The organism is Providencia sp. PROV109 (assembly GCF_033681625.1).
Classification (GTDB): domain Bacteria; phylum Pseudomonadota; class Gammaproteobacteria; order Enterobacterales; family Enterobacteriaceae; genus Providencia; species Providencia hangzhouensis.
Window position 1 is genome coordinate 367,696 of record NZ_CP096320.1, and the last position, 25,654, is coordinate 393,349.

Genomic DNA, 25,654 nt, shown 5'->3' on the forward strand with positions numbered 1-25,654 from the left:
TGAATAAATATTATTATTTAACTTCTTGTTGTTATAGTTTAAATAGGGATTCAATTTACTGCAAGTTTTATGCGATGAGCTTTTTTGTAATTAATTAGCAAATTTATTGAATTGATACTTTGGTTGGGTTTAAACACTGTATTAAAATAATTTTTAGGTTATTTAATTCATATTGCCTACATATTTGTTGTTAAAAAAATATATTAATCCAAATAAATCCATTCTTACCTATGGATGTTCTTTTGTGGGAATAATCCTAGGTATTTGCACTTAAATTAATGCCTTTGTTATTTTATGAGAGACAGAAGTTAATTTTGTAAAGTTTACACTTTATTAGGCGAAGAAATTAATCTTCGCCTAATATATTAAGGATTAATATTTATATTCAATACCTAACCAATAGTTACGGCCTTCTTCAATATAACCATTAGTGTATTCATAGGATTTATCAAATAAGTTGTTCACTGAGGTGTTAACAGAAATACCTTGGCCAAAATCATAATCTAAGCGCAGGTCAGTTTTAGCATAGCCACGTACTTTGCTTTCTGCATCAACATAATTAAATGCCCAACTTCTTGCTTCTTCGGTAATGGTAATGCTAAATGGATCGTATGGCGTGAATTTCACCCAAGCAAAGGCTTTGTGGGTAGGTAATTCGGCAACGTGTTTTACACTGTAGTGCTTAGGATCAGCGTGAATATATCCGTAGCTTAAACCAGCTTCCATCCAATCAGTGATTTGTCCGTTAGTCCCTAAATCAATCCCAAAGTAGTCAACTTTGCCACTATTGCGGTTTTCAAGCACGTATCCCCCATTTTTATTAGTACCAACACGATGGGCCATAATCGCATCAGAGACATGGTTGTAATAAATACTTGATGTATATGACCAAACTGGGGAGATATGACCTTTATAGGTCAAATCGTAAGTTAGGGCTCGTTCTGTATCAATATGAGGGTTAATGATAAAGGTATCATCACTTTTCATTTTTTCTTTGGTATAGCGTTCTTTTTGTGTTGGGAAACGGCTTCTTTCTGATACCGAGAACTGTACGGTATCTTCATTTTCTAAATGGTAACGAGCCATCATTTCCCAGTTGAATGCATGTTGGCTATTACCATCATATTTTTCAAAATCTCCTGATTTGTAATCATAACGTTTGCCGTCGGCACTTTTGCGCCAATCGTAGCCAATACCAGCGATAATATCGAGATTATTCATCGCAACCCATTGATATTCTGTAGCAATAGAATAGGTATTATCTTTATAGCGGTCGAATGGGACATCTCTCTTTGCACGTGCGCGGTGAACGTCTTCTTTCCAGTGTGCGGCAAATGACAGCATATCTAATTCACGCACGGTGAAGTCAACACGCATGTCAGCCCCATTACTGTAGTCATCATAGCGGCTGTAGTTATAGATACCGTCTTTATAGTCTTTAACAGACCTATATTGATGGAGTGTATTCTTAAATGTGTCGTGGTACAGACGGCTCTGTAACGCGATATCATTGGTTATTTGGGTTGTTCCATTGAAATAAATACTTTCTTTATCATAAGCTGGCCATTGCCAAATTTGAGGTTTGGTGTTTGTTACACTCGGCGGGCTGTTTTTATCACCATCTTGCTTTAGATAGGTAACCACATACTCGTCAGTTTCACGGGGTGTCCAGCCCACTTTCACCATCATACGTTTATCGTCTGTTGCAGAGTTAGGACGGCGTCCATTATTTCCCGCCAATGGGTTATCATTTTCTGAACTCGGGATCCCCATAAAACGCTGCTTATATTGGCTACCACTGACTTGAATAAAACCTAAGTCATTGCGGCCACCTAAGCGTGCACTAATATTGTGGGCATTATCTGCGCCACGAGCGAAACCTTGGTTTAAGCTGATATTGGCCTCAAAAGGTTTTTTAGGGGTAGCGGTGGTTAGGTTAATCGCTCCCCCCATCAAGTTTGGACCTTGTAATAGTGAAGTATATCCGGTTGATAGCTCAACGCTTGCGAGTTCGCTCGTCATAAAGCGCCCTAGGTCAAGGGTGCCATCATAAGGGACATAAGTTGGGATGCCATCAAAAAAGATAGGTACTTGGCGGCTATCAAATCCACGTACATTCACTTGGGTTTCGTTGCGATTACCTGATTTTTGAATGGATACACCTGGCATTGTACTCAGTGCTTGTGCAACGTTGGTTTTATTCAATTGTGTCATTTGCTCTTGCGTGATGACATTTGCATCCGCTGCTAATGGTGTACTCCAAACAGACATCACATCAGTATTTTTTTCTGCTTTAGGGTCAGACGCGGCGTGTCCCTGTGCTGCGAATAAAGCCATCCCAACCAAATAGGTAATTTGTTTTATTTTCATTATGTCTTTCCAGTTTTATGAATAACGATATGTTATTTTTTATATAACGATATGCGTCATTAGCCACAAGCGAATGCAGCCTACGAGGTAGGCTGTTTTTACAAATGATTTTTTTGACGCTAACTACTTAGGTTACTGCTTAAAAATATGTACTTTAATATCTCGCGGCGCTGCGTAGTAAGGGGCTGATGTAACCAATAATGGCACCCCTGTTTGTGCGAATGCTTCGATTGTTTTTAAATTAATTCCACCTGCAATGGACAGTCGACAAGGCCGACTTTGTTGCTTGGTGAGTTCTTGTAGCCGCTGAATTTGTTCAATGGGCAATTTATCTAGCTGAATAATATCGGCTTGCGCATTGATGGCGAGAATGGCTTGTTCATAGTCATCCGCCTCAACAATAATCATTTTTTCAGGGGCGGCTTGGCGTAGTGTTTTAATATGACTCACCCAATCATTTGGATTTTCAAGGCATTGGCGATGATTGGTGAACAGTAAAATACTTTCTGCACTACCTGCTCGGTGAATAATAGCGCCCCCAGCCAAAATCGCAGTTAAGGCAAGGGGCTTAGTATGAGGAATGGTTTTTCGCGTGCACGCAAGTTGCCCATCAGGTTGATATTGATGCAAAATATTTACCATTTGCTGGGTGTAGTGGCTGACACCTCCACACCATTCCAGTACGTTTTGTACCGCTTTCCAGCCCTGATGCAAGGCTTCAATCGGCCCAGTGGCGCGAATTAAAACGCTTTGTGGGGCAACTTGTTGGCCATCTTGAAAGTGACAATCACAAGTGATCCCAAGTTTCTCTAACATACGTCTGGCGATGGTGACCCCACTGATGCAGCCCCCAAATTTGGATGCAAAGGTCATCATCCCCATTTGAGCCTGCAAGCCGAGCGCACGGGTGGTAAGGTCGCCGTACTGGATATCATCTAGCAGTAGTTGGTCGATTAATGTATCAGGCACGTAAATCATAATGTCAGTTCCGATTCATCGACCACATCCCAAGAGACCATTGCCCAATCTCTGGATGGATAAGGGATTGTTTTGCCTAGTGCCGCTTGTTCATCATAATACTGACGTAAGATAGCGGTTTCTCCTGGTGTAATATTTTTAAGGGACCAATTGACACTGTCAGCGAAAGTGTCAAAGCTATCAAATCCACCTTTATTTGGACTTTTAATAAAATCAACGCGCGCATTGATGCCCATTTGATGCAATATATTCACTGCATAAATATAGGTGGGTAAACGAACCACTTCGCGGCCTATTTTGCGAATTATTTTTTCATCAATAAATGTTGGGTTGATGGTATGGGTCGTGTATACCCGCAATTTTGTTTGGCGATTAAGCTTCAGTAAGGCTGCTTTTAAATCATCAACGAGTGTTGAGCGTGACGCCACTGAAATATCGACTTTGGGTAATGAACTCCAGTCATCTTCCCATGCCAGTTGTTCAAAGTGCGCATTGGGAATATTTAATTCTTTCGCCCGCAGTTCAGCCATTTCGAGCATGCCGCGGCTATAATCAATACCTATAGTTTCCTTGAATTCATTAGCAAGGCAAAGGCTAACGGAACCTGGGCCACAGCCCACATCAAGCAAAGTTTCAGCGCCTGCCAAATCCATTAATTCACGAAAGCGCACTAAGTATGGGTCATGGGGATTAGCGCAAGTTTGCGCCATTTGTTGTGCTTTTTTATCCCAATGCTCTGGCTCTTTGCGGCTTCGTTGGGCTTGTTGCATATGTTTCTGATACATTTTTGCAAAATCGATTTGATTAATTAACATGATCCCTGACCTTAACTAGAAAATGTTGATGGAAGCTGAAAGTGAGATTGAATGCTGTGTTTATCCACATTATAAAGTGCTGCCAAGTTAGTAAGTGTTAACATACATTTTGATAACCCTTGTCTGGCTTTTTGCTGTTTATCGAGCAAAATGACATTGTCAGCGATGGCTGCGGCATGCTGTGGGTGATGGGTTGACATCAATATCGTCATACCATGGGATTTAAGCTTTTCAATTTGCTCAAGCAAGCGAATTTGGTTACCAAAATCAAGGCTAGCGGCAGGCTCATCCATAATTAGAAGTAATGGTTTTTGTATTAAAGCCCTTGCTATCAATACTAACTGTTTTTCTCCGCCACTAAGCGTGCTGTATAGCCGTGTTGCCAAATGTGAAATGCCAAGGTGCTTTAGTTGTTGATATGCTAAATTTTTTTCGGTCTCTTTAGGGACTGAAAATAATGAAATATGGGGAGTTAAGCCCATCATGACCATATCGACTACAGTGAAAGTAAAGGGGGTATCATGGGCTTGGGGAACATAGGCGACAGTTTTGGCTATTTCGCGTGGTTTAAAAGTTTGAATTCCTTGCCCATTGAGTAGGATCTCGCCTTTAATTGCAGGTAATAACCCCAGTAAAGTTTTCATTAAGGTGGTTTTACCGCAGCCATTTGCACCTAATAAGCAGCTAATCTCCCCCTTAGGTAATGAAAGATTAATGCCATCAATGATAGCTGTGCCATGATAACCAATTGCGACCTCTTGCAAAGATACAATGCTCATCTCACCCGCCTTGTCTGCAATAAAATAGCTAAAAAGAAGGGCGCACCGATTGCAGAGGTTAAAATGCCTATGGGTAATTCAATCGCGGCGATAGTACGTGCTAAGGTATCAGTAATGAGTAATAAAATAGCTCCAATTGCCAGTGATGCAGGGAGCTGATAGCGAAAGTTAGCACCCACTATCATTCGGGTAATATGTGGCACAATCAAGCCTATCCAACCAATAATTCCAGCAATAGAAACAGCGCTTGCCGTGAGCAGTGTGGCACAAATAATGAAGGTAGCTCGAGTTAAACTGACATTGATCCCAAGGCTTTTAGCTTCTTCATCAGATAAGCTGAGTAAATTCATGCGCCAGCGCAATAATAATAGTGGAATAATACCGATAACCATCAGAGGTAATACTGACATTAAATCTGCTTGGGTAATTGATGATAACCCACCTAATAGCCAAAACGTGATGGAAGGCAACTGGGTGTAAGGGTCTGCAAGAATTTTCATCAATGAAATTGCTGAACCACATAACGCACTGATAGCGACACCGACAAGAACCAAAGATAAAATGGGGTCATGTTGACGCGCTAGTCGGGCAATAAAGCACACTAAAGTAACGGTAATTAGGCCACCAATAAATGCACTTAGCTGAATGTAAAATAATGATTGCCCAAAAAAAATACCGATAACAGCCCCCATGCCAGCACCCGCTGAAACCCCTAAAATATCTGGTGAAACCAATGGATTGCGGAACATTCCCTGATAAGCAGCACCTGCAATAGCCAGTCCTCCACCAATAACAATAGCGGCTAATGTGCGCGGGAATCGTATTTGCCAGAACACGGTTTCATGCCGCGGATTACTCAACTCGCTGTGAGAAGGTAACTGACTAATGAGCAGGTGGTAAAGCTCATTTAGTGTAAGTGAGTACTTACCACTTATTAAGGCGATAATAAAGCTTATTAATAAAACAGCGATTAATAAAAGGGATTTTCCGCCTTGTTTCAATACACCATTCATGATTTTTCCATGAGCCAATCAACCTGCTCTAAAGTCAGTGGAGAATGGTAAAAATGGGTAAAAAATTCAGCAATATCATGCTTGATATTTTCGGCAATACTCTTATCGAAATGGCTCTGTAGCCGTCTCATGCCGAGTAAGCGGTTAACCCCCGGAGGCCCATCTAACCAGCCAAATGGCATACCGCTGAAAACCAGTAACTGGTTGTTAGTAATGGCATCTAGCCCTTTCCATAATGCAGAGTTTGTGATCAATTCAATGGCTTCGTCATATTGCGTTATAATGATGTCAGGGTTCCATTGATATAATTGCTCCATAGAAACCGTTGTCAGTCCATGGAAGTTAGGGATATCAACTACATTACGCAAACCAAGCATTTCAATGGCTTCAGTATGAATTGAGCCTTTAGCGCCGGTTTCTAAACCTTTTGCCCCTCTCGCGAGGTAAAAACTTAGTGATTTCTGTTGGTTTTGATGAGCAAATAAGGCAGCATCATCAATATAGCGTTGAGCAAGTTGGCCTAACTTTTGAGCCTGTGGGATAACGCCTAAAACCTCACCGAGTTGCATAAGCTGTTGTGGCGCATCTTTTAACCCTCCAGCCATTAATAAATAAGGTACATGGGTTTGTTGGGCAACCTTTTCTGCTTGTGAAAGATAGGTATCATTAATATTACCAGTATCAATAATTAAATCTGGGTTATAGGATAGAAGCTGTTCTAAGGAAAGCGTACTGCCTCGACCTGCTAAACGACCATATACGGGTAATTCGAGCCATTGCGCTGCAAAAAGGCCACTGTGTCCTTTTTTCAGTGAAATTGAGGAAAATCCCACCATTTTTTCGGGGGCTAATGCGAACATCAATAGATCAGAAGGGGGGCCAGAGCTGATGACGCGTTGAATATCCTTTGGCGTCGGAAGATGACCAAATAAAGCTTTTTCAACGGCTGGACGAGTTTGTGCGAAGCTCGGCAAACTGTAAAAAGCAGCAAGTACTGCACTTGATTTAAGGAACTGCCTACGATTGATCGCCATAGTCTAATTTCATCTATTCGTTATAATAATAATTATATAGCGCGAAAATTAGCGGAGTCATGATAGAGAGTCAACTATAAAAATCGCATTGTTCGGAAAATTCGACATTTATGTGATGTAAATCAGTAACAAAGATTGCTATCCATTAACAGATAGCAGAACATGGTTATCGTTAACGAATTGGATATCGCTTTGAACTTATGAAGAAAAAAAGACCTTCTCTACAGGATGTTGCCGACCAAGTTGGCGTCACAAAAATGACGGTGAGTCGTTTTCTACGAAACCCAGATCAGGTTTCAGAAGCTTTGCGCGAGAAAATTGCCCAAGCTGTGGAGGCTTCCGGGTATATTCCAAATAAGGCGCCCGATATTTTATCGAATTCAACTAGCCATGCTATTGGGGTGTTGCTTCCTTCATTAACTAACCAAGTTTTTGCCGAAGTGATTCGTGGAATTGAAGCCGTGACAGACCGCCATGGCTACCAAACCATGCTCGCTCACTATAGTTATTTGCCCGAAAAAGAAGAAGAGCGGCTGACTTCACTACTTTCTTATAATATTGATGGTGTGATTTTAGCCGAACGGACACACACTGAACGAACGCTGCGCATGTTGAAAACCGCGGGGATCCCCGTTGTTGAGATTATGGATAGCGTTTCTCCTTGCCTAGATATTGCAGTTGGTATTGATAACTTTGAAGCGTCTCGCCAAATGACTCGGGCGATGATTGAGCGTGGCTGCCGTAAGGTTGTGTACTTAGGCGCAAGACATGATGAACGTACTTTTATTCGTTTAAAGGGTTATGAGCAGGCAATGCTCGATGCTAATCTTGAACCACGTAATGTGATGACGCAGGCTAGCTCATCGTATTCGCTAGGCGCCCAACTACTGCACGACTGCCGTGCTAAATACCCAGATACCGACGGCTTATTCTGTACCAATGATGACTTAGCGATAGGGGCTATTTTTGAATGCCAACGTTTAGGGATTCAAATTCCACAAGACCTTGCTATTTCAGGTTTTCATGGCCACGACGTAGGGCAAGTGATGACGCCAAAACTGGCGAGTATTTTGACGCCAAGAGACCAAATGGGGCGTAAGGCGGCAGAAGTCTTGTTGGCAAGAATGTCGGGTAAGAAGCTAACGGATACGCATTTTGATGTGGGGTTTTGTGTCCTTACTGGCGAAAGTATCTAATTATTCCTCGTCATACTTCGCGCTGTCGCGTTGTTGCCTGTACTCGCCAACCCTAGTCACATACTTATGTATGCTCCTAGGGCTTGACTCGCTTGGCGCCTAGCGACAACACGAACTATTTAGAGGAATGCTTTAAGGGGAGTAATAAAGTTTAAATATACTTTTTGTTTTTTGTTTCTATATTGATTGCGAGTTTTGCTTTGTTCTTTACCTGCCTCTTCTGAAGTCAGTTTGAGAGTATCATCACAGATCTGTTTTCTTCTTCACCAATTTGATTGCCAAATAAATCCGCACTGATGATAATGTTACCCGTAACTTGTTACCGGTAACAAAAACCGGTTTTTAACTAAAGCCAGGACAATAGTGAATATCTGAGGAGTTTCCTATGAATGATACCCAAAAACAAAACTATACATTTGTACTAATGGGGGTATCGGGTAGTGGTAAGTCTGCTGTTGCTACCGGTGTTGCACAGCAACTACAAGCTGCTTTCCTTGATGGTGACTTTCTTCACCCTAAATCAAATATTTTAAAAATGGCATCTGGCCATGCATTAAATGATGACGACCGTAAACCTTGGTTAGTCGCACTAAATAATGCCATTTTTGCAATGCAAAGAACCAATAAGATATCACTGGTAGTTAGCTCTGCACTGAAAAAAAGCTATCGTGATATCTTAAGAGAGGGGAACCACAACCTCTATTTTATTTACCTAAAAGGTGATGCGGTTGTTATTGAAGAAAGATTGAAAGCACGTAAAGGGCATTTCTTTAAGCCTGAAATGCTGAAATCGCAATTTGATGCCTTACAAGAACCTAGCGCGGATGAACCTGATGTGCAGGTTGTTGATATTCGCCCATCCTTAGAAAACGTGATTGAAAATACGTGTTCTACTATTCGTAAGATTGTCGCTGGAGATAACTAATGAATACCCCAGAAACATTAAGCACGTTAACGCTCGTGCTGACGGCAGTCGGCTCTGTCGTTTTACTGCTTTTTTTAGTGATGTATGCTCGTTTACATGCTTTTGTTGCACTCATGATTGTTTCTATTGGTGCCGGTTTATTTTCAGGTATGCCAGTACAACAGATCACGGAAACCATGCAAAAAGGAATGGCGGGAACCTTAGGTTTTCTTGCTATCGTAGTCGCTCTTGGGGCAATGTTCGGTAAAATTTTACATGAAACAGGGGCATTAGATCAGATTGCGAATAAGCTACTTAACCTATTCGGTGAAAAGAATGCTCACTATGCAGTGGGTGTCGCAGGGCTGATTTGTGCGCTACCACTCTTCTTTGATGTGGCTATTGTCTTGTTAATTGGTGTGGTGTTTGCGGTAGCGAACCGCACAGGCCATAACGTTGTTCGCCTTGCTATTCCATTATTTGCTGGGGTAGCCGCTGCGGCAGCGTTTTTATTACCGGGGCCAACACCAATGCTCGTTGCATCACAAATGGGGGCAGACTATGGCTGGATGATTTTAATTGGTCTGTGTGCTGCTATCCCAGGTATGATTTTAGCGGGGCCATTATTTGGTAAGTTTATCAGTAACTTTGTTCATATTGATATTCCAGCAGATTATCAAGCGCCAAATACAGAACATGGCAAAATGCCAAGCTTTGGATTTAGCTTGTGTTTAGTGCTTTTCCCGTTGGTATTAGTGGGTTTAAAAACAATCGGAACGCATTTAGTTGAAAAAGGAACCCCCCTTGAGCATTGGTTAGAGTTTATCGGTCACCCTTTCACCGCATTACTGTTAGCGTGTTTACTGGCGATTTATGGCCTAGGTTTCCGTTATGGTATGGATAAAGAAAAAGTCATGGCGATTTGTTCCGCAGCGATTCAACCTGCTGGGATCATTTTACTTGTGACGGGTGCTGGTGGCGTATTCAAACAAATTTTAGTGGATTCAGGTGTAGGCCCTGCACTAGGTGACTCTTTAATTGGTGCTGGTTTACCAATTGCTGTTGCTTGCTTTGTATTAGCGGGTGCAGTGCGTGTCATTCAAGGTTCTGCAACGGTTGCATGTTTAACAGCGGTAGGTTTAGTGCTACCTGTTATCAGTGAGTTAGGTTACTCAGGAGCACAGCTGGCAGCATTAGCTATCTGTATTTCTGGCGGTTCATTGATCTTAAGCCACGTGAATGACTCTGGTTTCTGGTTATATGGAAAATTCACTGGTGCGACAGAAGCGCAAACGCTAAAAACATGGACGGTAATGGAAACTATCCTTGGTACGACAGGGGCAATTGTCGGTATGGTGTTCTTCATGTTCTTGTAATGTATTTTATGAAAATACATCAGAGCTAAATGTATTGAATTAAAACGCCCGCTATTAAGTGGGCGTTTTGCTTATTTAGCTTAGGCTAATTTTAGGGATGATAATTTTATTATGGTGTTGTGGCGAATTAATGTGTTTAGCATGACCCGGTGATAATGCAATATGCTTCGTAAAAAATGAGGTTAGTCCTAAGTCGTGAGTAGAAAAGAAAATAATTGATTCATCTAATTCAAACTCTTGCTTCATTAATTGTAAGAATGAGAGTGCATCAGAGGTCGCCATAAATGATGTCGATTCGTCTAAGAATATCATTTCAGGTTGTTTTATCAGAGTCAGTGCGAGCTGTAACTTTTGTTTTTCCCCTGTAGATGCGGCGATATCGGTGATGAGTGTATCGTCTAAGGTTTCCTTACTAATCAGTAAGGATGGGCAACATAATTTGGTAAGGTGAACAATTGTATTGTTATCGAATACACCATAGAAATTAAAATTATCACGAATGCTGCCATGAATAAATGTTTAAATACCATTATGGTAGGCAATTTTTTCTGTTAAAAAGCATTGGGAAATTTCATCGATACCAATACCATTGATTGTAATATCCCCTGATGAGTATTCTGAAATCCCACATAATGCTTTCATTAGTGATGTCTTTCCTACGCCTGAAATACCAGTAATACCAATAACATCGCCGGGTTTGGCTTCAACATCAAGCTGATTAATAATGGTTTTACCATTAATGCTAACGCTAAGATTTTTTGCACTAAAATGTTTTATTGAATCTGTTGTTATACCATCTGCTTTGAAATGGATAAGTGGGTTGTTTTTTAACTGATCAATACTGGATTTGATATGAAATAGATGTGTTTTCACCATAAATAAGCGATTAATGGCACTTGTAATTGCACCAGAAAGTCGACTATTAATGATCATCACGGCGATAACAGAAGCCAAGCTTAGACTGCCTTCACCAATAGCCAAATAGCTAGCTACGTACATTACTATCATAGATAAAAACGTATTTACTTTGATAATTTCCATCCAATGGTGATTGGCCTCATTTAGTTTTAATTTTATTTTTTCATCTTCATTAGTTTTTATACTGATGTACTGTTTAAAATGGTTATCTCTGGCAAAACAAAGCTCATGTTTTTTTTGTTCCAATGAGTAGTACATGGCTGATTTTTCATAGTTTAAGGTATTCGCTCGGAGCATATTTTTATAGGAAAGAAAGCGGATGTGTAGGCATAAAAAGATAAGCCCAGCGTAATAGCTCAATAGCAATAATGAATAAAAACCTAACATACCAAAAATGCAAAATGAAAATAAAATGGCTAACCCGACATCATAAATAATTTGAGGCTTAATTTCCCAAACTTGTAAGATTGATGCTTCTGCTGTTCTCACTTTAATTGAGGCACTTTTACAACTAGATTGTTTTAATAAATTAATAAAATAGCGATTAAAAGTACTGATGTTAAGCTTTATTTTTTTTGTGTTCTGTTCATGAATAATGTGTTTAATAAAAAACTCTAAGCCAATAACTACAATGAAAATAAAACTAATATATAAAAGTGAGCTTATAGATTCACTATAAACTAAGCGGGAGTTAAAAAGATTTGAATATAAAGGTAATAATAGTGCGAATACAATTAAAGGTAATGACAATAAGCTAGATTTTGGTGTTAACTTAATCAGTGATTTATATATGCTCTCTTCATTGAGTGTGTTTTCACTTGCAGAAAATGAAAACAAATGTTTATTTTCAATTAGTTGTTGTGTTATTGCTATGTCGGTTGTTAGATTGGTTAGCTGGCCTCTATGATTTTTGATGATAATATATTTCCCATCTGCTATCTCCATAATAAAGAGAGCAGGTAGCTTTTTTTCATTAAAATCTGAAATAGAAGTGTATTGATAAGTGAAAAAATCATTATTAATAAATTCATTTATATTATTTAAGATATATTTATTATCATAAGAGAGTGCTGGAGAGGAAAATGGTTCTCCTAATATCTTAAAGTATTGATTAATAACATCATGGAAACTACTTTCTTTCATTTTCTTCACTCTTTAGGAAGCAAGCGTTAACCCCTTGATTATCCTCAATAGGTTTTAAGGCTTTAATGTGTACATTAGGCGTGTTTTTTTTAATTAATACCGTGTTATAGATGGTATAGGTCATTGCTGCGTCAAAAGATATGTTATTTCCATAACTGCAATAAACATCAATAGATTTAACCTTTTTATGATCAATTAGTTTTAAGGTGTCATGGCTAAACATTAACGATGTCATGATGCCATTGCCATTGCCATTGCCATTGCCATTGCCATTTTTATTGTCATTATTACTATCGGTATTTATAGATGAAGACGCTTCAGTATTGTGGTTATCAATTCCTATCAATGCCGCCTTGCCTTTATTTTTTTCAGCAGCCATTGTGCTTGATAACACATTAGCTAAGAGCACAGCCATAAGTAATGTCATGGTTGCAACAGCAGCAGATAATGCAGAAATAAAACCTAACATAAGTCACCAAACGTTAAATGTAATGTTATCGCTAATTAATGCGGTTAAATAATGAAGTACTGAAATCTCTTTACTAGAGATATAGAGCATCACTGGCAAACCGTCATGTTCTGGAAGGAGCTCCGTATTTTGTTCTGGTGTAATTTGTACTGAATAATAGCGTTCTTGGCTGTTCCGCTCCCTGTCACTAAAGGAATCAGCGCTGATTTTTGTAACTTTCCCGTTAATGATTTTTTTAAACCCAGGGGAGTTCACCACAATTTTGGCTGGTAGCTGTGGCGCTATAAAAGGGCGATACTTCGCTAATATTTTACCTTCAATAACCCGCGTACTTTGCTGTTTTTTAATCACCATCACTAAATTTGAGGCTTCAACATACGAACCTTTCTCTAAATCTTTTTCGATACTTAATACAATCCCGTCAGCTGGTGATAACACACTATTCGCTCTTATTTTATTGCGCAGTAATTCCATCTGACCACTGTTTTCTAATTTCTCTTTTTTTAGTCGATTAAGTAGAGTTTCATTTTCTTGTATTTCCCCGATAAGTCGTGCGGTATACTTCTTTTCTTGCAGTGAGATTTCTCGCAATAACCCTTGAGCATTTAATTCACCTGACGCTATTAGCGCGGTGGTGCGGCTGATTTCAGCATTATTATTGAGTTTTTCAATTTCAGGAGCTCTTGCATTTTTTAATAATAAGTCCTTCTTTTTCAGTATGTTAATTTGATTTTCTAGTTCGCTAGACTCTTTAATTTGTGAGATATATTTATCTCGTAAATTACTTATCTCCATGCGTAAGAGAATATGACCATAGAGTTCTCTATAGGCACTTAAAGTTTTACTTTGTAAGCCCTTTGCAAAGAAAAAATATTCAGATTCCGTATTTATGCTTCCATCAAGGATTTTATTTAACAGTTTTTTGTTTTCTTCTAATTCATTGATGCGTTCATTAGCAAAAGTAACGAGGCCGGATAAGGTTTTTTCTTGATGAAAGACATCTAAATTAGTATAGGAAAATAAAACTTGGTCTTTTTCTACCTTATCACCAGTTTTAATAGCGAACTGATTAATAAATCCAGAAGCCGGGCTCACTATTTCTAGTCGATTGGAGACTCCTGAGATAATCCCCTCTCCTGGAGAGGATATTTCTATTTTAGCTAATATAATATAACCGATAAATAATGACGTGATACCTAGAAATATTTTTAATTTTTTAGGTGCCCGGTTCAGTTTATTTAGATAACGTTTCAATTTCAGCTAACTTCCCTGTTAATTGGATATATTCCATTTTGTTTTTCATATCAGCAATCATTAATTCAGCAATGCGCCTTTCCATTGTTAACATATCAAATAGTGTGTTCACCATTTCATAGAAAGAAGATTGTGATATTTCATATTCCCTTTGTTGGCTTTTAATTATTGAGCGCATGGTCTTACGTTGTTCATGTAGCCCTATAAGTTCAGTCGAATTTGAATTAGCGATTAATTTTAAATTTTTAATTTTAGCTGTGGATTCTTTATATTTATAATCAGCTTTTCCTTTTGTTGCTTCATACAGTTTCAGTTGAGATTTTTCATTCAGAACTTTATCAAGGTCAAAGATATTTAATTTAACCTCCATTCCCATATAAGACTCGTTACGACTTCTAACTTGATCAATAAATCGTTCTTCGGCGATAAGATTAACATTTAAGAAGGGATTTTGTTGATAAGCATTTTCTTTCATTGCATCAGCTTGCATACGTAGCAAGTTATATTCGCTATTCTGTTGTGCATTTTCACTATCAATAATAGTTTCTTGTAATTTTTTTAATAGATTTTTTGGAACCGTTACACCTTTAGAAGGAAAGGTAATGCCTGATAAAAGCTCAATATTAGACTTATATTGCTCAATCTCTTTTTCTATATTTTGTAGCTCTGTTTCAATCCTCTGCATCAATAAAGAAGCTTGTTCAACATCACTGTATTTTGCTATGCCACTTTTATAGCGATGAGTAATAAGTTTGAAAATACTTTTAGCATTGCTATTTAAATCAGCTGTTGTTTTTGTTAGCTCATTGAGATAATAAATACCAATTAAGTTGTTAGTTGTCGAGGTGTAAAGTTCTTCTTTTTCCTTGTTTAGTGAAAGTGCTGATATTTTTAATTTTAAATTTTTTTCATTAAACCGGTGACTTAACGTAGTGTCATAGATCAATGAACTGGCAGTAATATTACTGTTAGTGCTGCCATCATGGCTTTTTATTTTTCCTGAAGCGGATATTTTTGGTAGATAATAATAATCTGTTTGTTTTGCTCTGAGGTTTTCAGCTTCTAATTCTAACGCTTTTATTTGAACTGGATTGGAGTTTTTTAATACTCGGCCAATAAATGTTTGGAAGTTTTCTACATCTTGATTGGCTAAGCTACAAGTTGGTAGTGATAATGTTAATAATAAACCTAAGGTGATAGGACGCATGTGCTTACTCCATTGATAATAAAGTTAATAGTTTTTTTCTGCTCTCAATGGTATTTTCTTTTAGCCATTGTGTAGTTTGATCTATTTTTAATATTTCTTCTGAAATTTTTTCATTCTGATTGTTTTTGTTTATTTTTTCTTCTAATAAGTAGACGGCTAATTTTCTTTTCCAGTCATCGTCAGCTTCTTTTATTGATTGTAAAACCTCTAAGTGCTCTTGTGCTGTGGAGGATAAAGCCAGAAGATGTGAGGAAATATCAGTTGCTAGCTCATTGTTTTCGGTCACGGAAATCATTTTTTGCGCTATATTGATATTCACTTTCTGTAATGTGTTCAGGGTTTCTTGAATATGATTAAGTTCTTCTGAGTAGTTTGCAGATTGTTGTTGAGTTTTTTTATTTTCTTTTTGGTAAAAGAAATGAAAGAAATTCAAACTCACTAACAGTAAAACTGAAATAGAAACCCCAAGAATAGAGGTTAAGAATGCAAAGGACATTGAATTAAGTGCCATTGAGATAGATGAGATCATGGCGTTCATTTTTTCTGAGACATCACCTTCTCCTCCAAGTGATGCTGATATTGCGGTGATCATCCCTGTTAATCCAATAAATGTTCCTATTAATCCTAATGACACAGTAACGGATGCAGATAATTTCGTTTGGTTTGAGAGTAATGTATAGTTGCTTTTTTTATTTTTATTAAATAATCGATGAAATAAAAATATAACTAAAGGATAAATATAAATCCCAATCATGGTGTAGCTGATTTCAGGGGCAAGTAATAGACATTGCTGAACCATTTCACGTACCGATTGTAATAAAAAACAAGCGAGAAACGTTGCGGCATAAAAAAATAATCCAAGATAATACATGTTATTTGTAATCCCAATAAATGCATGAGTTCCAACCTGGGCAATATTCACTTGTTCCTTGTTTTAGAACAATTTCTTTATTAATTCCCAGACTCTTAAGTAGTGATGCCATATAAAGAAGGTTGTAGGTGTTTTTTTCTTTACTGTGGCTGATTTTATCATTGATGTAACCGCTGATAATAATTTTATTACTTTTGTTTTTAACTATTTCTTGTTTGATTAAAGAGGTTTCATTGCTTGATAAATGAATTCCACCTTTAAAATAAAGACGTTTATTTGGGATGTCTATTTGTATTTTTTCAAATTTTAATTGTCCATAATTAATATGGGTTTCTGCAGTTTTCATTCCACTGAAAATAAACACCATAGAAACTAAAATAATTATACATAGTGTTCCACTTAACCCATCAACCATTGGGGCTAGTTCTTCATCAGAGTTATCATCATTTTCTTCCATATCTAATTCTTTTATTTTAGAAATAATTTTATTAATTCAGGATTATATTATAATCGCTATTGAAATGAACTCACTGGAATTGGAGCTCAAAAAAAAAGATTGTCAGACCACATTATCTTAAATGACGTTTTATTTTTAATTAAATGGATATAATCGGTTTCATTAACGGCAGCTTATGGGTATATAGCTGATAACCCCATTTATTAATATAATGATATAGAACATGACAGATAAAACTATCACAGATAAATTAAAAAGCATAGAAATCCAAAAGTTTAAAGTTCAAGGGCTTGATTTAATTGTAACTAAGCCAGATGGTTCTATTGAGAACATTAAAAATGGGCTGTCTGAAGTTATTTTAGGAAATATGACATTATTGACTGAGCAGGGCGAGATTCTTTCACAAGATGAAATTCTATCATCAATAACATTAAATGTCGGTGCTGATGCTATTTATATCAAAGAGCAATTGACGAGTGACATCATTGAATATACGGATAGCCAAGCCTCAAAAAAGAATAATGAGCAAATTGAAGGTGAGGAACAGCAATATGATAACCGACAAGACGATGAACAAAGTTTCAGTGAAAAACTGGCGGAGTTAAATCAAAAAAACCAACAATTAGAAAAGGCGCTTCAGACCTTGTCTTCTGAGAAAGATGAAAAAGAGGTATTACTAAGTTCGTCATTAACAAAGCTCACAGAAGCGAAAAACCAGCTAAATCAAAAAAATAAAGCAGAGAAAGCACAAGTCGAAGACAGCAACTTAACCTTTCCTTCACCATCTGCACCCGTTGTTATGCCAATAAGTTCTTCATCACCCTCTCAGACTGCAAATAAACCATTAGCACCTTCCCAGATAGCTAAACCTATAACACAGGTTTTTATTCAAGGAAAATTAAGCGAAGAATCCGACTCAGGGAAAAGGGGGGATAATATTACGAATATTAATACACCAATATTTACTGGGGTTATCTCTCCTGATAGTCAGGGTTATCTAACGATTAATGATAACAAATATTCGGTCACAGCGGATAAAGATGGAAAGTGGTCATTAAAAATCACTGAGCCGTTAGAAGATAAAGTATATGAATATTCATTAGTTGCTTTTTCCGGTGAAGGTAAGCCTGTGACGGTGAATGGCCAATTTGAAGTCGACACTCAGCTTGATAATCTCTCTGTTAGCCTTGATGGGCATTCGGATACCGAAACGTCGGCGGAGAGACTAACTAACAAGCAAGTTCCTACTTTTATAGGGAAAGCTGAAGCTGGTAGTACGGTAACGCTAACGATTGCAGGACAAACATTATCGGCAATTGCTGATGATAAAGGTACGTGGCGAATAACAGTCGAGAAACCATTGGCCGATGGAGTATCAAACTTCCAAGTCACTGCCGTGGATCCTGCTGGTAACCAAAAAATCATCACTGAGAGCGTTACTATCAAAACATCAAAACCAGATGCTAGTGTACTGCTTGATAACTCAACGGTTTTTTTGACCAGCAAAGTAAAGCCAACGCTTACGGGAAAAACAGATTCGAATTCCAATGTCATCGTTAAGGTAGCTGGAAAAGAGTACTTCACTAAGGCGAATGAACAGGGTGATTGGTCACTCACGATTAGTGATAACTTAGCTGATGGCTCACATATATTAAATGTTAAGGTAACAGATAGCGTAGGAAATCAGGGTGTTTTTATCCAAAGCCTGATAGTCGACACGACACTACCGGCTGCGACCGCGACGCTCACCGAAAGCAGCGATTCCGGCGCCAAAGGGGACAATCTTACGCAACACCAAGCAGTCACTTTGGAAGGGATAACCAAACCGCAATCGGCGGTGGTGATCCAGTTTGCGGGGCAGGAGTACAGCACCCTTGCCGATAAAGACGGGCAGTGGCAAGTGGCATTACCCGCAGTCAATCAAGACGGTGAGTATGATTATCAAGTGAGTGTGACCGATACTGTCGGAAATATCGGGATGTCCAAGGGGCAATTCACTGTGGATACTCAGGTGGATAGCCTATCGGTCCACCTTGATACACTGTCTGATAGTGGCAAGGTTGGCGACCATATCACTCAAGAGTCGCGTCCGCATTTTTCAGGTAAGGCGGAAGCGGGGAGCCGTGTCGAGTTGACGATTGGCGGACAACACGTGGTCACGACAGCGGATAGCCATGGGGCTTGGTCGGTGGTGACACAAAATGTACTCGCCGACGGCACCTATGATTATACGGTGAAAGCCACGGATGTGGCAGGCAATAGCACCGTGGTTACAGAGTCCGTGCAGATAAAAACCACATTGCAACCGACGACGTTACAACTCAATAACCAGTCTGATTTGATGACTAACCAACCGCTCCCGACATTATCCGGACAATCCGAGCCCCACGCGACGATACAGGTTTCACTGAGTGGGGAAATTTACTCAACGGTGGCCGATGCACAGGGCGCTTGGTCGATTATGGTCACCTCGGCACTCGCGTCGGGAAGCCACTTGCTCAAGGTGCAGGTCACCGATATTGCGGGAAATAGCGAGAAAATCAGCGAGACGGTATGGGTCGACACGACGCTACCAGCTGCGACCGCGACGCTCACCGAAAGCAGCGATTCCGGCGCCAAAGGAGACAATCTTACGCAACACCAAGCAGTCACTTTGGAAGGGATAACCAAACCGCAATCGGCGGTGGTGATCCAGTTTGCGGGGCAGGAGTACAGCACCCTTGCCGATAAAGACGGGCAGTGGCAAGTGGCATTACCCGCAGTCAATCAAGACGGTGAGTATGATTATCAAGTGAGTGTGACCGATACTGTCGGAAATATCGGGATGTCCAAGGGGCAATTCACTGTGGATACTCAGGTGGATAGCCTATCGGTCCACCTTGATACACTGTCTGATAGTGGCAAGGTTGGCGACCATATCACTCAAGAGTCGCGTCCGCATTTTTCAGGTAAGGCGGAAGCGGGGAGCCGTGTCGAGTTGACGATTGGCGGACAACACGTGGTCACGACAGCGGATAGCCATGGGGCTTGGTCGGTGGTGACACAAAATGTACTCGCCGACGGCACCTATGATTATACGGTGAAAGCCACGGATGTGGCAGGCAATAGCACCGTGGTTACAGAGTCCGTGCAGATAAAAACCACATTGCAACCGACGACGTTACAACTCAATAACCAGTCTGATTTGATGACTAACCAACCGCTCCCGACATTATCCGGACAATCCGAGCCCCACGCGACGATACAGGTTTCACTGAGTGGGGAAATTTACTCAACGGTGGCCGATGCACAGGGCGCTTGGTCGATTATGGTCACCTCGGCACTCGCGTCGGGAAGCCACTTGCTCAAGGTGCAGGTCACCGATATTGCGGGAAATAGCGAGAAAATCAGCGAGACGGTATGGGTCGACACGACGCTACCAGCTGCGACTGCGAAGCTCACCGAAAGCAGCGATTCCGGCGCCAAAGGGGACAATCTTACGCAACACCAAGCAGTCACCCTGGAAGGGATAACCAAACCGCAATCGGCGGTGGTGATCCAGTTTGCGGGGCAGGAGTACAGCACTCTTGCCGATAAAGACGGGCAGTGGCAAGTGGCATTACCCGCAGTCAACCAAGACGGTGAGTATGATTATCAAGTGAGTGTGACCGATACTGTCGGAAATATCGGGATGTCCAGCGGGCAGTTTATTGTTGATACTCAGGTGGATAGCCTATCGGTCCACCTTGATACACTGTCTGATAGTGGCAAGGTTGGCGACCATATCACTCAAGAGTCGCGTCCGCATTTTTCAGGCAAGGCGGAAGCGGGAAGCCGTGTCGAGTTGACGATTGGCGGACAACACGTTGTCACGACAGCGGATAGCCATGGGGCTTGGTCGGTGGTGACACAAAATGTACTCGCCGACGGCACCTATGATTATACGGTGAAAGCCACGGATGTGGCAGGCAATAGCACGGTGGTTACAGAGTCCGTGCAGATAAAAACCACATTGAAACCCACGACGTTACAACTCAATAACCAGTCTGATTTGATGACTAACCAACCGCTCCCGACATTATCCGGACAATCCGAGCCCCACGCGACGATACAGGTTTCACTGAGTGGGGAAATTTACTCAACGGTGGCCGGTGCACAGGGCGCTTGGTCGATTATGGTCACCTCGGCACTCGCGTCGGGAAGCCACTCGCTCAAGGTGCAGGTCACCGATATTGCGGGAAATAGCGAGAAAATCAGCGAGACGGTATGGGTCGACACGACGCTACCGGCTGCGACTGCGAAGCTCACCGAAAGCAGCGACTCCGGTGCCAAAGGGGACAATCTTACGCAGCACCAAGCGGTCACACTGGAAGGAATAACCAAACCGCAATCGGCGGTGGTGATCCAGTTTGCGGGGCAGGAGTACAGCACCCTTGCCGATAAAGACGGGCAGTGGCAAGTGGCATTACCCGCAGTAAGTCAAGACGGTGAGTATGATTATCAAGTGAGTGTGACCGATACTGTCGGAAATATCGGGACGTCCAACGGGCAGTTTATTGTCGATAGCAATATCACGCTGACTGCACACTTAGACCCAGCGAGCCAAGACAATTCGAATGCGTTGATAACCTACTCAAAACGGCCACAAATTAGTGGAGAAGCAGATCCCGAAAGTAAAATTACCGCTGAGTTTAAAGGACAAATTAAAACGGTTTACGCCGATAGCCAAGGAAAATGGTCTCTGATTTTTGATGTTGATGCGAATGAAGGCAAGGATAATCACTACAAGGTCATCGCAGAGGACGCTGCTGGTAACAAAGAGACAATTAGTCAGAGTTTTACATACCTGCCCTCATCAGTAGGATCTGGAGACATTCACCCCCCGACTCTAACCGCCACATTAGATGCTGCGTATGATAGTGGAAAGCAAGGTGATTATATCACCAATATTAAAGTGCCTAAATTTACAGGGAACGCCACGGCGGGGGCTAAAGTTAGACTGACAATCGGGAATGAAAGTTTCTCTACATTGGCAGATAAAGTCACTGGAAATTGGGAAATCCAAGTTAAAGAGCTCGCGGAAGGGAATTGTCAGTATCTTGTGACAGCGGAACACCCAATAAATGGGCAAACAAAGGATATTTCTGGGAATATTTTTATAGATACTACTGCTCCTGTACCCACAATTGAACTAAGTACAGAGACAGATACAGGAACTAAAGGAAACTTTATTACTGCACATCGTAAACCTGTATTTACAGGAAAAGGTGAGCCGAGGAGTGAAATCACTCTGGAACTAAATAATGAGTCGGTTTCGACAGTTGTTGATAACAACGGTTTCTGGAGTTTATCTTTACCTAATAAATTACCAAAAGATTTTATTGGTGATTATAAAGTTACCGTTACGGATACGGCAAATAATCAATTTGAAACAATAGACACACTGACGATTAATTCGAGTAAACCGGAGATTATCGATGCTGCTCTGGCTTCACCTTGGAAGAGAGGTTATCATCATGGTGATAAATCAACCAATGATTTAGAGGCAACTTTTACAGGAAAAGTAACCCCTGGTTCAAGTTTACAATTTAAGTTTAGACTGAGTAAGAAGGATGAGCATATTTTCTCCATCTCAGACATTGATAAAAATGGAAATTGGTCTTTTAGCTTACCGCCAGGTTTTCTTAAAGTGGATCGCCGTTATGACCTTGATAATTTGGTATTAATTGCAACGTCTCCAGCTGGGTTGACGACAGAAAAGGTGATTGAAGAAAAAGGGATTCAAATAAAGGATTGCGTTTTAAATGTGGCATTTCAAGTTGCGGCAGAGTCGAGTAGCACTGGGGAAGTTGATAACTCACTAAGCTCAAGTCGTTCTCCAAAGTTACAGGGAAAGATTTCAGGGGCATCGGATAGAGATGAGCTTACAGGAACCATTTTTATTGGTGGAAAAACTTATTCAATAGCTTTTGGTAAAAGCAGAAGCTCATGGAATTTCAAAGTCCCCGACGATGTCCAATTACCATTGGGGGAAGTCCCTTATACCCTCAAATTTAAAGATGTTTATGGTTCGGTAAGGGAAGTATCTTCTTCTGTATTTATCAGTGATTTCAAGTTTTACCTTGACCCAGATACAGATTCTGGCCAAATCGGTAACCACTATACCAATCATAAAAAACCCGTTTATAAAGGCAAAATAACAGCCGGTGGCACGATCTCAGCCAAAGTAAATGGTAATAGTTATCCTATTCAAGCCAATGATCAGGGAGAGTGGTGTTTCGAAGTACCGATTAAAGGGGATGGCGCTTACCATATTAGTTTTATCCAAGACGATGGTACAGTTTCAGTTGGGCAAACAACACTTAATATCCTCACTAAGGCACCCATATTTAATCATTTTCAGGTTGCTGAGGAGCAACTTCATGCGGGTACACAAGTTGCGAATGTAACCAATCCTAAATTGGTTTTCACTTATAATGGAAATATGGATTATTACTTGATAAACGTGAATGGAAAAACGACTCGACATAATAAGCTAAAAACTAAATATAATGGCTCTAAAACAGTTTTTGCTAATGAGCTGGCATTACCTGACGGCGAGCATGTGGCAAAAATAACTGCATTTGATATCGCGGGTAATAAAACTGAGCATGAAGTAATTATTAAAGTGCTCAGTGATGAATCCGGTAAGACTGCCCCAAGTATTGAATTTGGTGTGAATGATAAACAATTAATTTCTGAGAAAGATGGCAAATTACTTTTCAACCAAAATGATTTAACACTCACGGGGACTACAAGCGTCGCAAGCCTAGTTACCATCAAAGACATAAATGGAAAAATACTTGGTACGACAAAGGCAAATAATCAGGGGAGTTGGCAGCTGAAATTACCCAGTGATGTTGTTCCTGTAGGTATTAAGGATGGTGAAAAAATTCAATTATCGGTTACGGCAAAGGATTTAGCTAATCGTGAAACGCAGTTTGAGTTTGATTTGGTATATGACATTACCCCACCAGTATTGAATGCGGTATTAGACGAACAATCATCAAATGGCGGCACTATTCATGTTAATCAACCAACATTTAATGGAACAACCAAAGTCAATTCGGAAGTACGCTTGACGATCAATGGAAATATTTATCACACGACTGCGGATCACGATGGTAACTGGCAAATTAAACTATCTGATAAAGAGGCCCTTGCTGAGGGAACTTACTCGTATGAAATCGAAGCTCAAGACATTTTTGGCCAAATTAGTCTACAACCTATCTCAGGCAATTTTACAGTAAAAACCATTGCTGTGGCGACCGGAGGGTTAATGTCAGACTCAGATTCGGGTATTCAAGACGATAATTGTACAAATATAAATAAGCCTATATTTACTGGGATAACTGAACCGAATGCGACAATCCGATTAGTTTTCGATAATAAAATTGCCTCAACATTTGAAACTATCGCTAATGAAAAAGGGGAGTGGTCTATTCACGTTGATACTGAGTTAAGTGAAGGTCTTCATGATTATGTCATTTTTGCGATTGATAATATTAAAGGTATTAAAGGACAAGTTTCTGGGCAATTGGTTATTGATACATTAGCACCTGACTACCTTATTGGTGGTGTGGTGGATCCTATAGACTCCAGCACTAAACAGAATATTTTAACCAGTATGACGAGGCCGACTTTTGCTGGGATTGCAGAGCCTAGCACTTATTTGGAAATCACAGTTGGTCAAGAGATCTACACGAATATCCTTGTTGATAAACAAGGGGAGTGGAGCTTTACGTTAACAGAACCACTAATCGATGGGACACATGATTATCATATAAGGGTAACTGACATTGCGGGGAACTTAGGGACAGACAATTTAACCGGAAAAATTACTGTTGATACTCAAGCGCCAGAAATTTTAGGGGGGCTAAATAACACCACTGACTCAAGCCACAAGGGCGATAATATAACGAATATCAATAAGCCAAAATTTAGTGGGGTGACAGAGGCTGAGGCAGTTATTGCGCTTGAAATTGACGGTAAAATCTATCAAGGGGTGGCGGATGAAAAAGGAAAATGGGCGATATCTGTTACTGATGCCTTGATTGATAAAACCTATGATTATCGTATTGAAGTTAAAGATGCCGTGGGAAATAGGCAGGCGCTTACAGGGCAAATGACGATTGATACTAAAGCCCCTGAGCTTGTTGGTCACTTAGATGTTATGACTGACTCTGGCGAAAAAGGCGATGATATAACTAATATTAATACGCCAAAATTCAGTGGGACAACGGAGCCAGACACTCAGGTATTTTTAACCATTGATAATCATACCTATGAACAAAAAGCGAATAAACTGGGTCAATGGGAAATATCGGTATTGAACCCATTAGCTGAAGGTGTGCATGACTATGAAATTAATGCATATGACAAAGCGGGTAATCAGGCACAGCAATCAGGAAAGGTGACTATTGATACCAAAGCCCCTGAGCTTGTTAGTGGCTTAGATGTTATGACTGACTCTGGTGAAAAAGGCGATGATATAACCAATGTAAATACGCCAAAATTCAGTGGGACAACGGAGCCAGACACTCATGTATTTTTAACCATTGATAATCATACCTATGAACAAAAAGCGAATAAACTGGGTCAATGGGAAATATCGGTATTGAACCCATTAGCTGAAGGTGTGCATGACTATGAAGTTAATGTATATGATCAGGCAGGAAATCAGGCACAGGTTAAAGGTAATCTTACTATTTATTCCGATTTGCCCGATGCAACTGTAACGCCAATAGATAATACAGGCGGTACTCAGGTGGATATCCCGCCAATAGATACCTTAGCGCTTCCATCTGATATCGAGGAACACTATTTTTAATTGAATAATAGCCCTACCATGA

17 protein-coding genes are annotated in these 25,654 nt (G+C 40.1%); 4 read left to right on the top strand and 13 right to left on the bottom strand.

The features are described from left to right. Positions 1-372 precede the first annotated feature (372 nt). The 6 genes from M1F25_RS01660 to M1F25_RS01685 form a co-directional block, all read right to left on the bottom strand. A complete protein-coding gene (locus tag M1F25_RS01660) occupies positions 373-2,370 on the bottom strand; it encodes a TonB-dependent receptor plug domain-containing protein (protein ID WP_172766772.1) in 1,998 nt (665 codons plus the stop codon). A 132-nt stretch (positions 2,371-2,502) separates the two neighbouring features. Next, positions 2,503-3,348 (bottom strand): ModD protein, encoded by an 846-nt coding sequence (gene modD / locus M1F25_RS01665; protein WP_004261256.1) that lies wholly within the window; start codon positions 3,346-3,348, stop codon positions 2,503-2,505. Continuing rightward, entirely contained in the window at positions 3,345-4,163 is an 819-nt protein-coding gene (locus M1F25_RS01670; RefSeq protein ID WP_181489129.1) for a class I SAM-dependent methyltransferase, read from the bottom strand. The genes modD and M1F25_RS01670 overlap by 4 nt, the downstream gene beginning before the upstream one ends. Before the next feature lie 11 nt (positions 4,164-4,174). Further along, the gene (locus M1F25_RS01675) at positions 4,175-4,942 is read right to left on the bottom strand and encodes an ABC transporter ATP-binding protein (protein WP_181489131.1); all 768 of its coding nucleotides are present in this window, start codon (positions 4,940-4,942) and stop codon (positions 4,175-4,177) included. Then, a complete protein-coding gene (locus M1F25_RS01680) occupies positions 4,939-5,955 on the bottom strand; it encodes a FecCD family ABC transporter permease (RefSeq protein ID WP_181489133.1) in 1,017 nt (338 codons plus the stop codon). Before M1F25_RS01680 ends, M1F25_RS01675 begins: the two co-directional genes overlap by 4 nt. Further along, positions 5,952-6,989 carry an ABC transporter substrate-binding protein gene (locus M1F25_RS01685; protein WP_004261244.1) on the bottom strand — a complete coding sequence of 346 codons (1,038 nt, stop codon included), beginning with the start codon at positions 6,987-6,989 and terminating at the stop codon, positions 5,952-5,954. Before M1F25_RS01685 ends, M1F25_RS01680 begins: the two co-directional genes overlap by 4 nt. A 200-nt stretch (positions 6,990-7,189) precedes the next feature. Between M1F25_RS01685 and gntR the strand changes: the two genes are divergently transcribed. From gntR to gntU, 3 genes are all read left to right on the top strand, one after another. Beyond that, complete coding sequence (gene gntR, locus M1F25_RS01690) at positions 7,190-8,185, top strand: gluconate operon transcriptional repressor GntR (RefSeq protein WP_181489135.1); 996 nt, start codon at positions 7,190-7,192, stop codon at positions 8,183-8,185. 385 nt (positions 8,186-8,570) lie between these two features. Beyond that, a complete protein-coding gene (gene gntK, locus M1F25_RS01695; protein ID WP_181489137.1) occupies positions 8,571-9,110 on the top strand; it encodes a gluconokinase in 540 nt (179 codons plus the stop codon). Next, entirely contained in the window at positions 9,110-10,465 is a 1,356-nt protein-coding gene (gntU, locus tag M1F25_RS01700; protein ID WP_004261235.1) for a gluconate transporter, read from the top strand. The genes gntK and gntU overlap by 1 nt, the downstream gene beginning before the upstream one ends. A 75-nt stretch (positions 10,466-10,540) precedes the next feature. On the opposite strand, the gene M1F25_RS01705 is transcribed toward gntU, so the two are convergent. The 7 genes from M1F25_RS01705 to M1F25_RS01735 all read right to left on the bottom strand — a co-directional run bounded on the left by M1F25_RS01705 (position 10,541) and on the right by M1F25_RS01735 (position 16,784). After that, positions 10,541-10,777, bottom strand: coding sequence for a hypothetical protein (locus M1F25_RS01705; protein ID WP_232368714.1), 237 nt, complete (start codon positions 10,775-10,777; stop codon positions 10,541-10,543). Between the two features lie 207 nt (positions 10,778-10,984). Continuing rightward, on the bottom strand, positions 10,985-12,526 hold the full coding sequence (locus M1F25_RS01710; protein ID WP_232368715.1) for an ATP-binding cassette domain-containing protein: 1,542 nt from the start codon (positions 12,524-12,526) through the stop codon (positions 10,985-10,987). Next, positions 12,513-12,995: a hypothetical protein gene (locus M1F25_RS01715; RefSeq protein ID WP_136135483.1), complete on the bottom strand. Its 483-nt coding sequence runs from the start codon at positions 12,993-12,995 to the stop codon at positions 12,513-12,515. The genes M1F25_RS01710 and M1F25_RS01715 overlap by 14 nt, the downstream gene beginning before the upstream one ends. Before the next feature lie 3 nt (positions 12,996-12,998). Continuing rightward, positions 12,999-14,249: an HlyD family efflux transporter periplasmic adaptor subunit gene (locus M1F25_RS01720; RefSeq protein WP_094962843.1), complete on the bottom strand. Its 1,251-nt coding sequence runs from the start codon at positions 14,247-14,249 to the stop codon at positions 12,999-13,001. Continuing rightward, positions 14,230-15,456: a TolC family protein gene (locus M1F25_RS01725; RefSeq protein WP_112307381.1), complete on the bottom strand. Its 1,227-nt coding sequence runs from the start codon at positions 15,454-15,456 to the stop codon at positions 14,230-14,232. The genes M1F25_RS01720 and M1F25_RS01725 overlap by 20 nt, the downstream gene beginning before the upstream one ends. 4 nt (positions 15,457-15,460) lie before the next feature. Continuing rightward, a complete protein-coding gene (locus M1F25_RS01730; RefSeq protein ID WP_226617268.1) occupies positions 15,461-16,378 on the bottom strand; it encodes a hypothetical protein in 918 nt (305 codons plus the stop codon). Continuing rightward, the gene (locus tag M1F25_RS01735) at positions 16,329-16,784 is read right to left on the bottom strand and encodes a hypothetical protein (protein ID WP_181489139.1); all 456 of its coding nucleotides are present in this window, start codon (positions 16,782-16,784) and stop codon (positions 16,329-16,331) included. Before M1F25_RS01735 ends, M1F25_RS01730 begins: the two co-directional genes overlap by 50 nt. Positions 16,785-17,007: 223 nt before the next feature. Here M1F25_RS01735 and M1F25_RS01740 point away from each other — a divergent pair, with 223 nt between their 5' ends. Continuing rightward, positions 17,008-25,632 carry an Ig-like domain-containing protein gene (locus M1F25_RS01740; RefSeq protein WP_181489141.1) on the top strand — a complete coding sequence of 2,875 codons (8,625 nt, stop codon included), beginning with the start codon at positions 17,008-17,010 and terminating at the stop codon, positions 25,630-25,632. Positions 25,633-25,654: the final 22 nt, after the last annotated feature.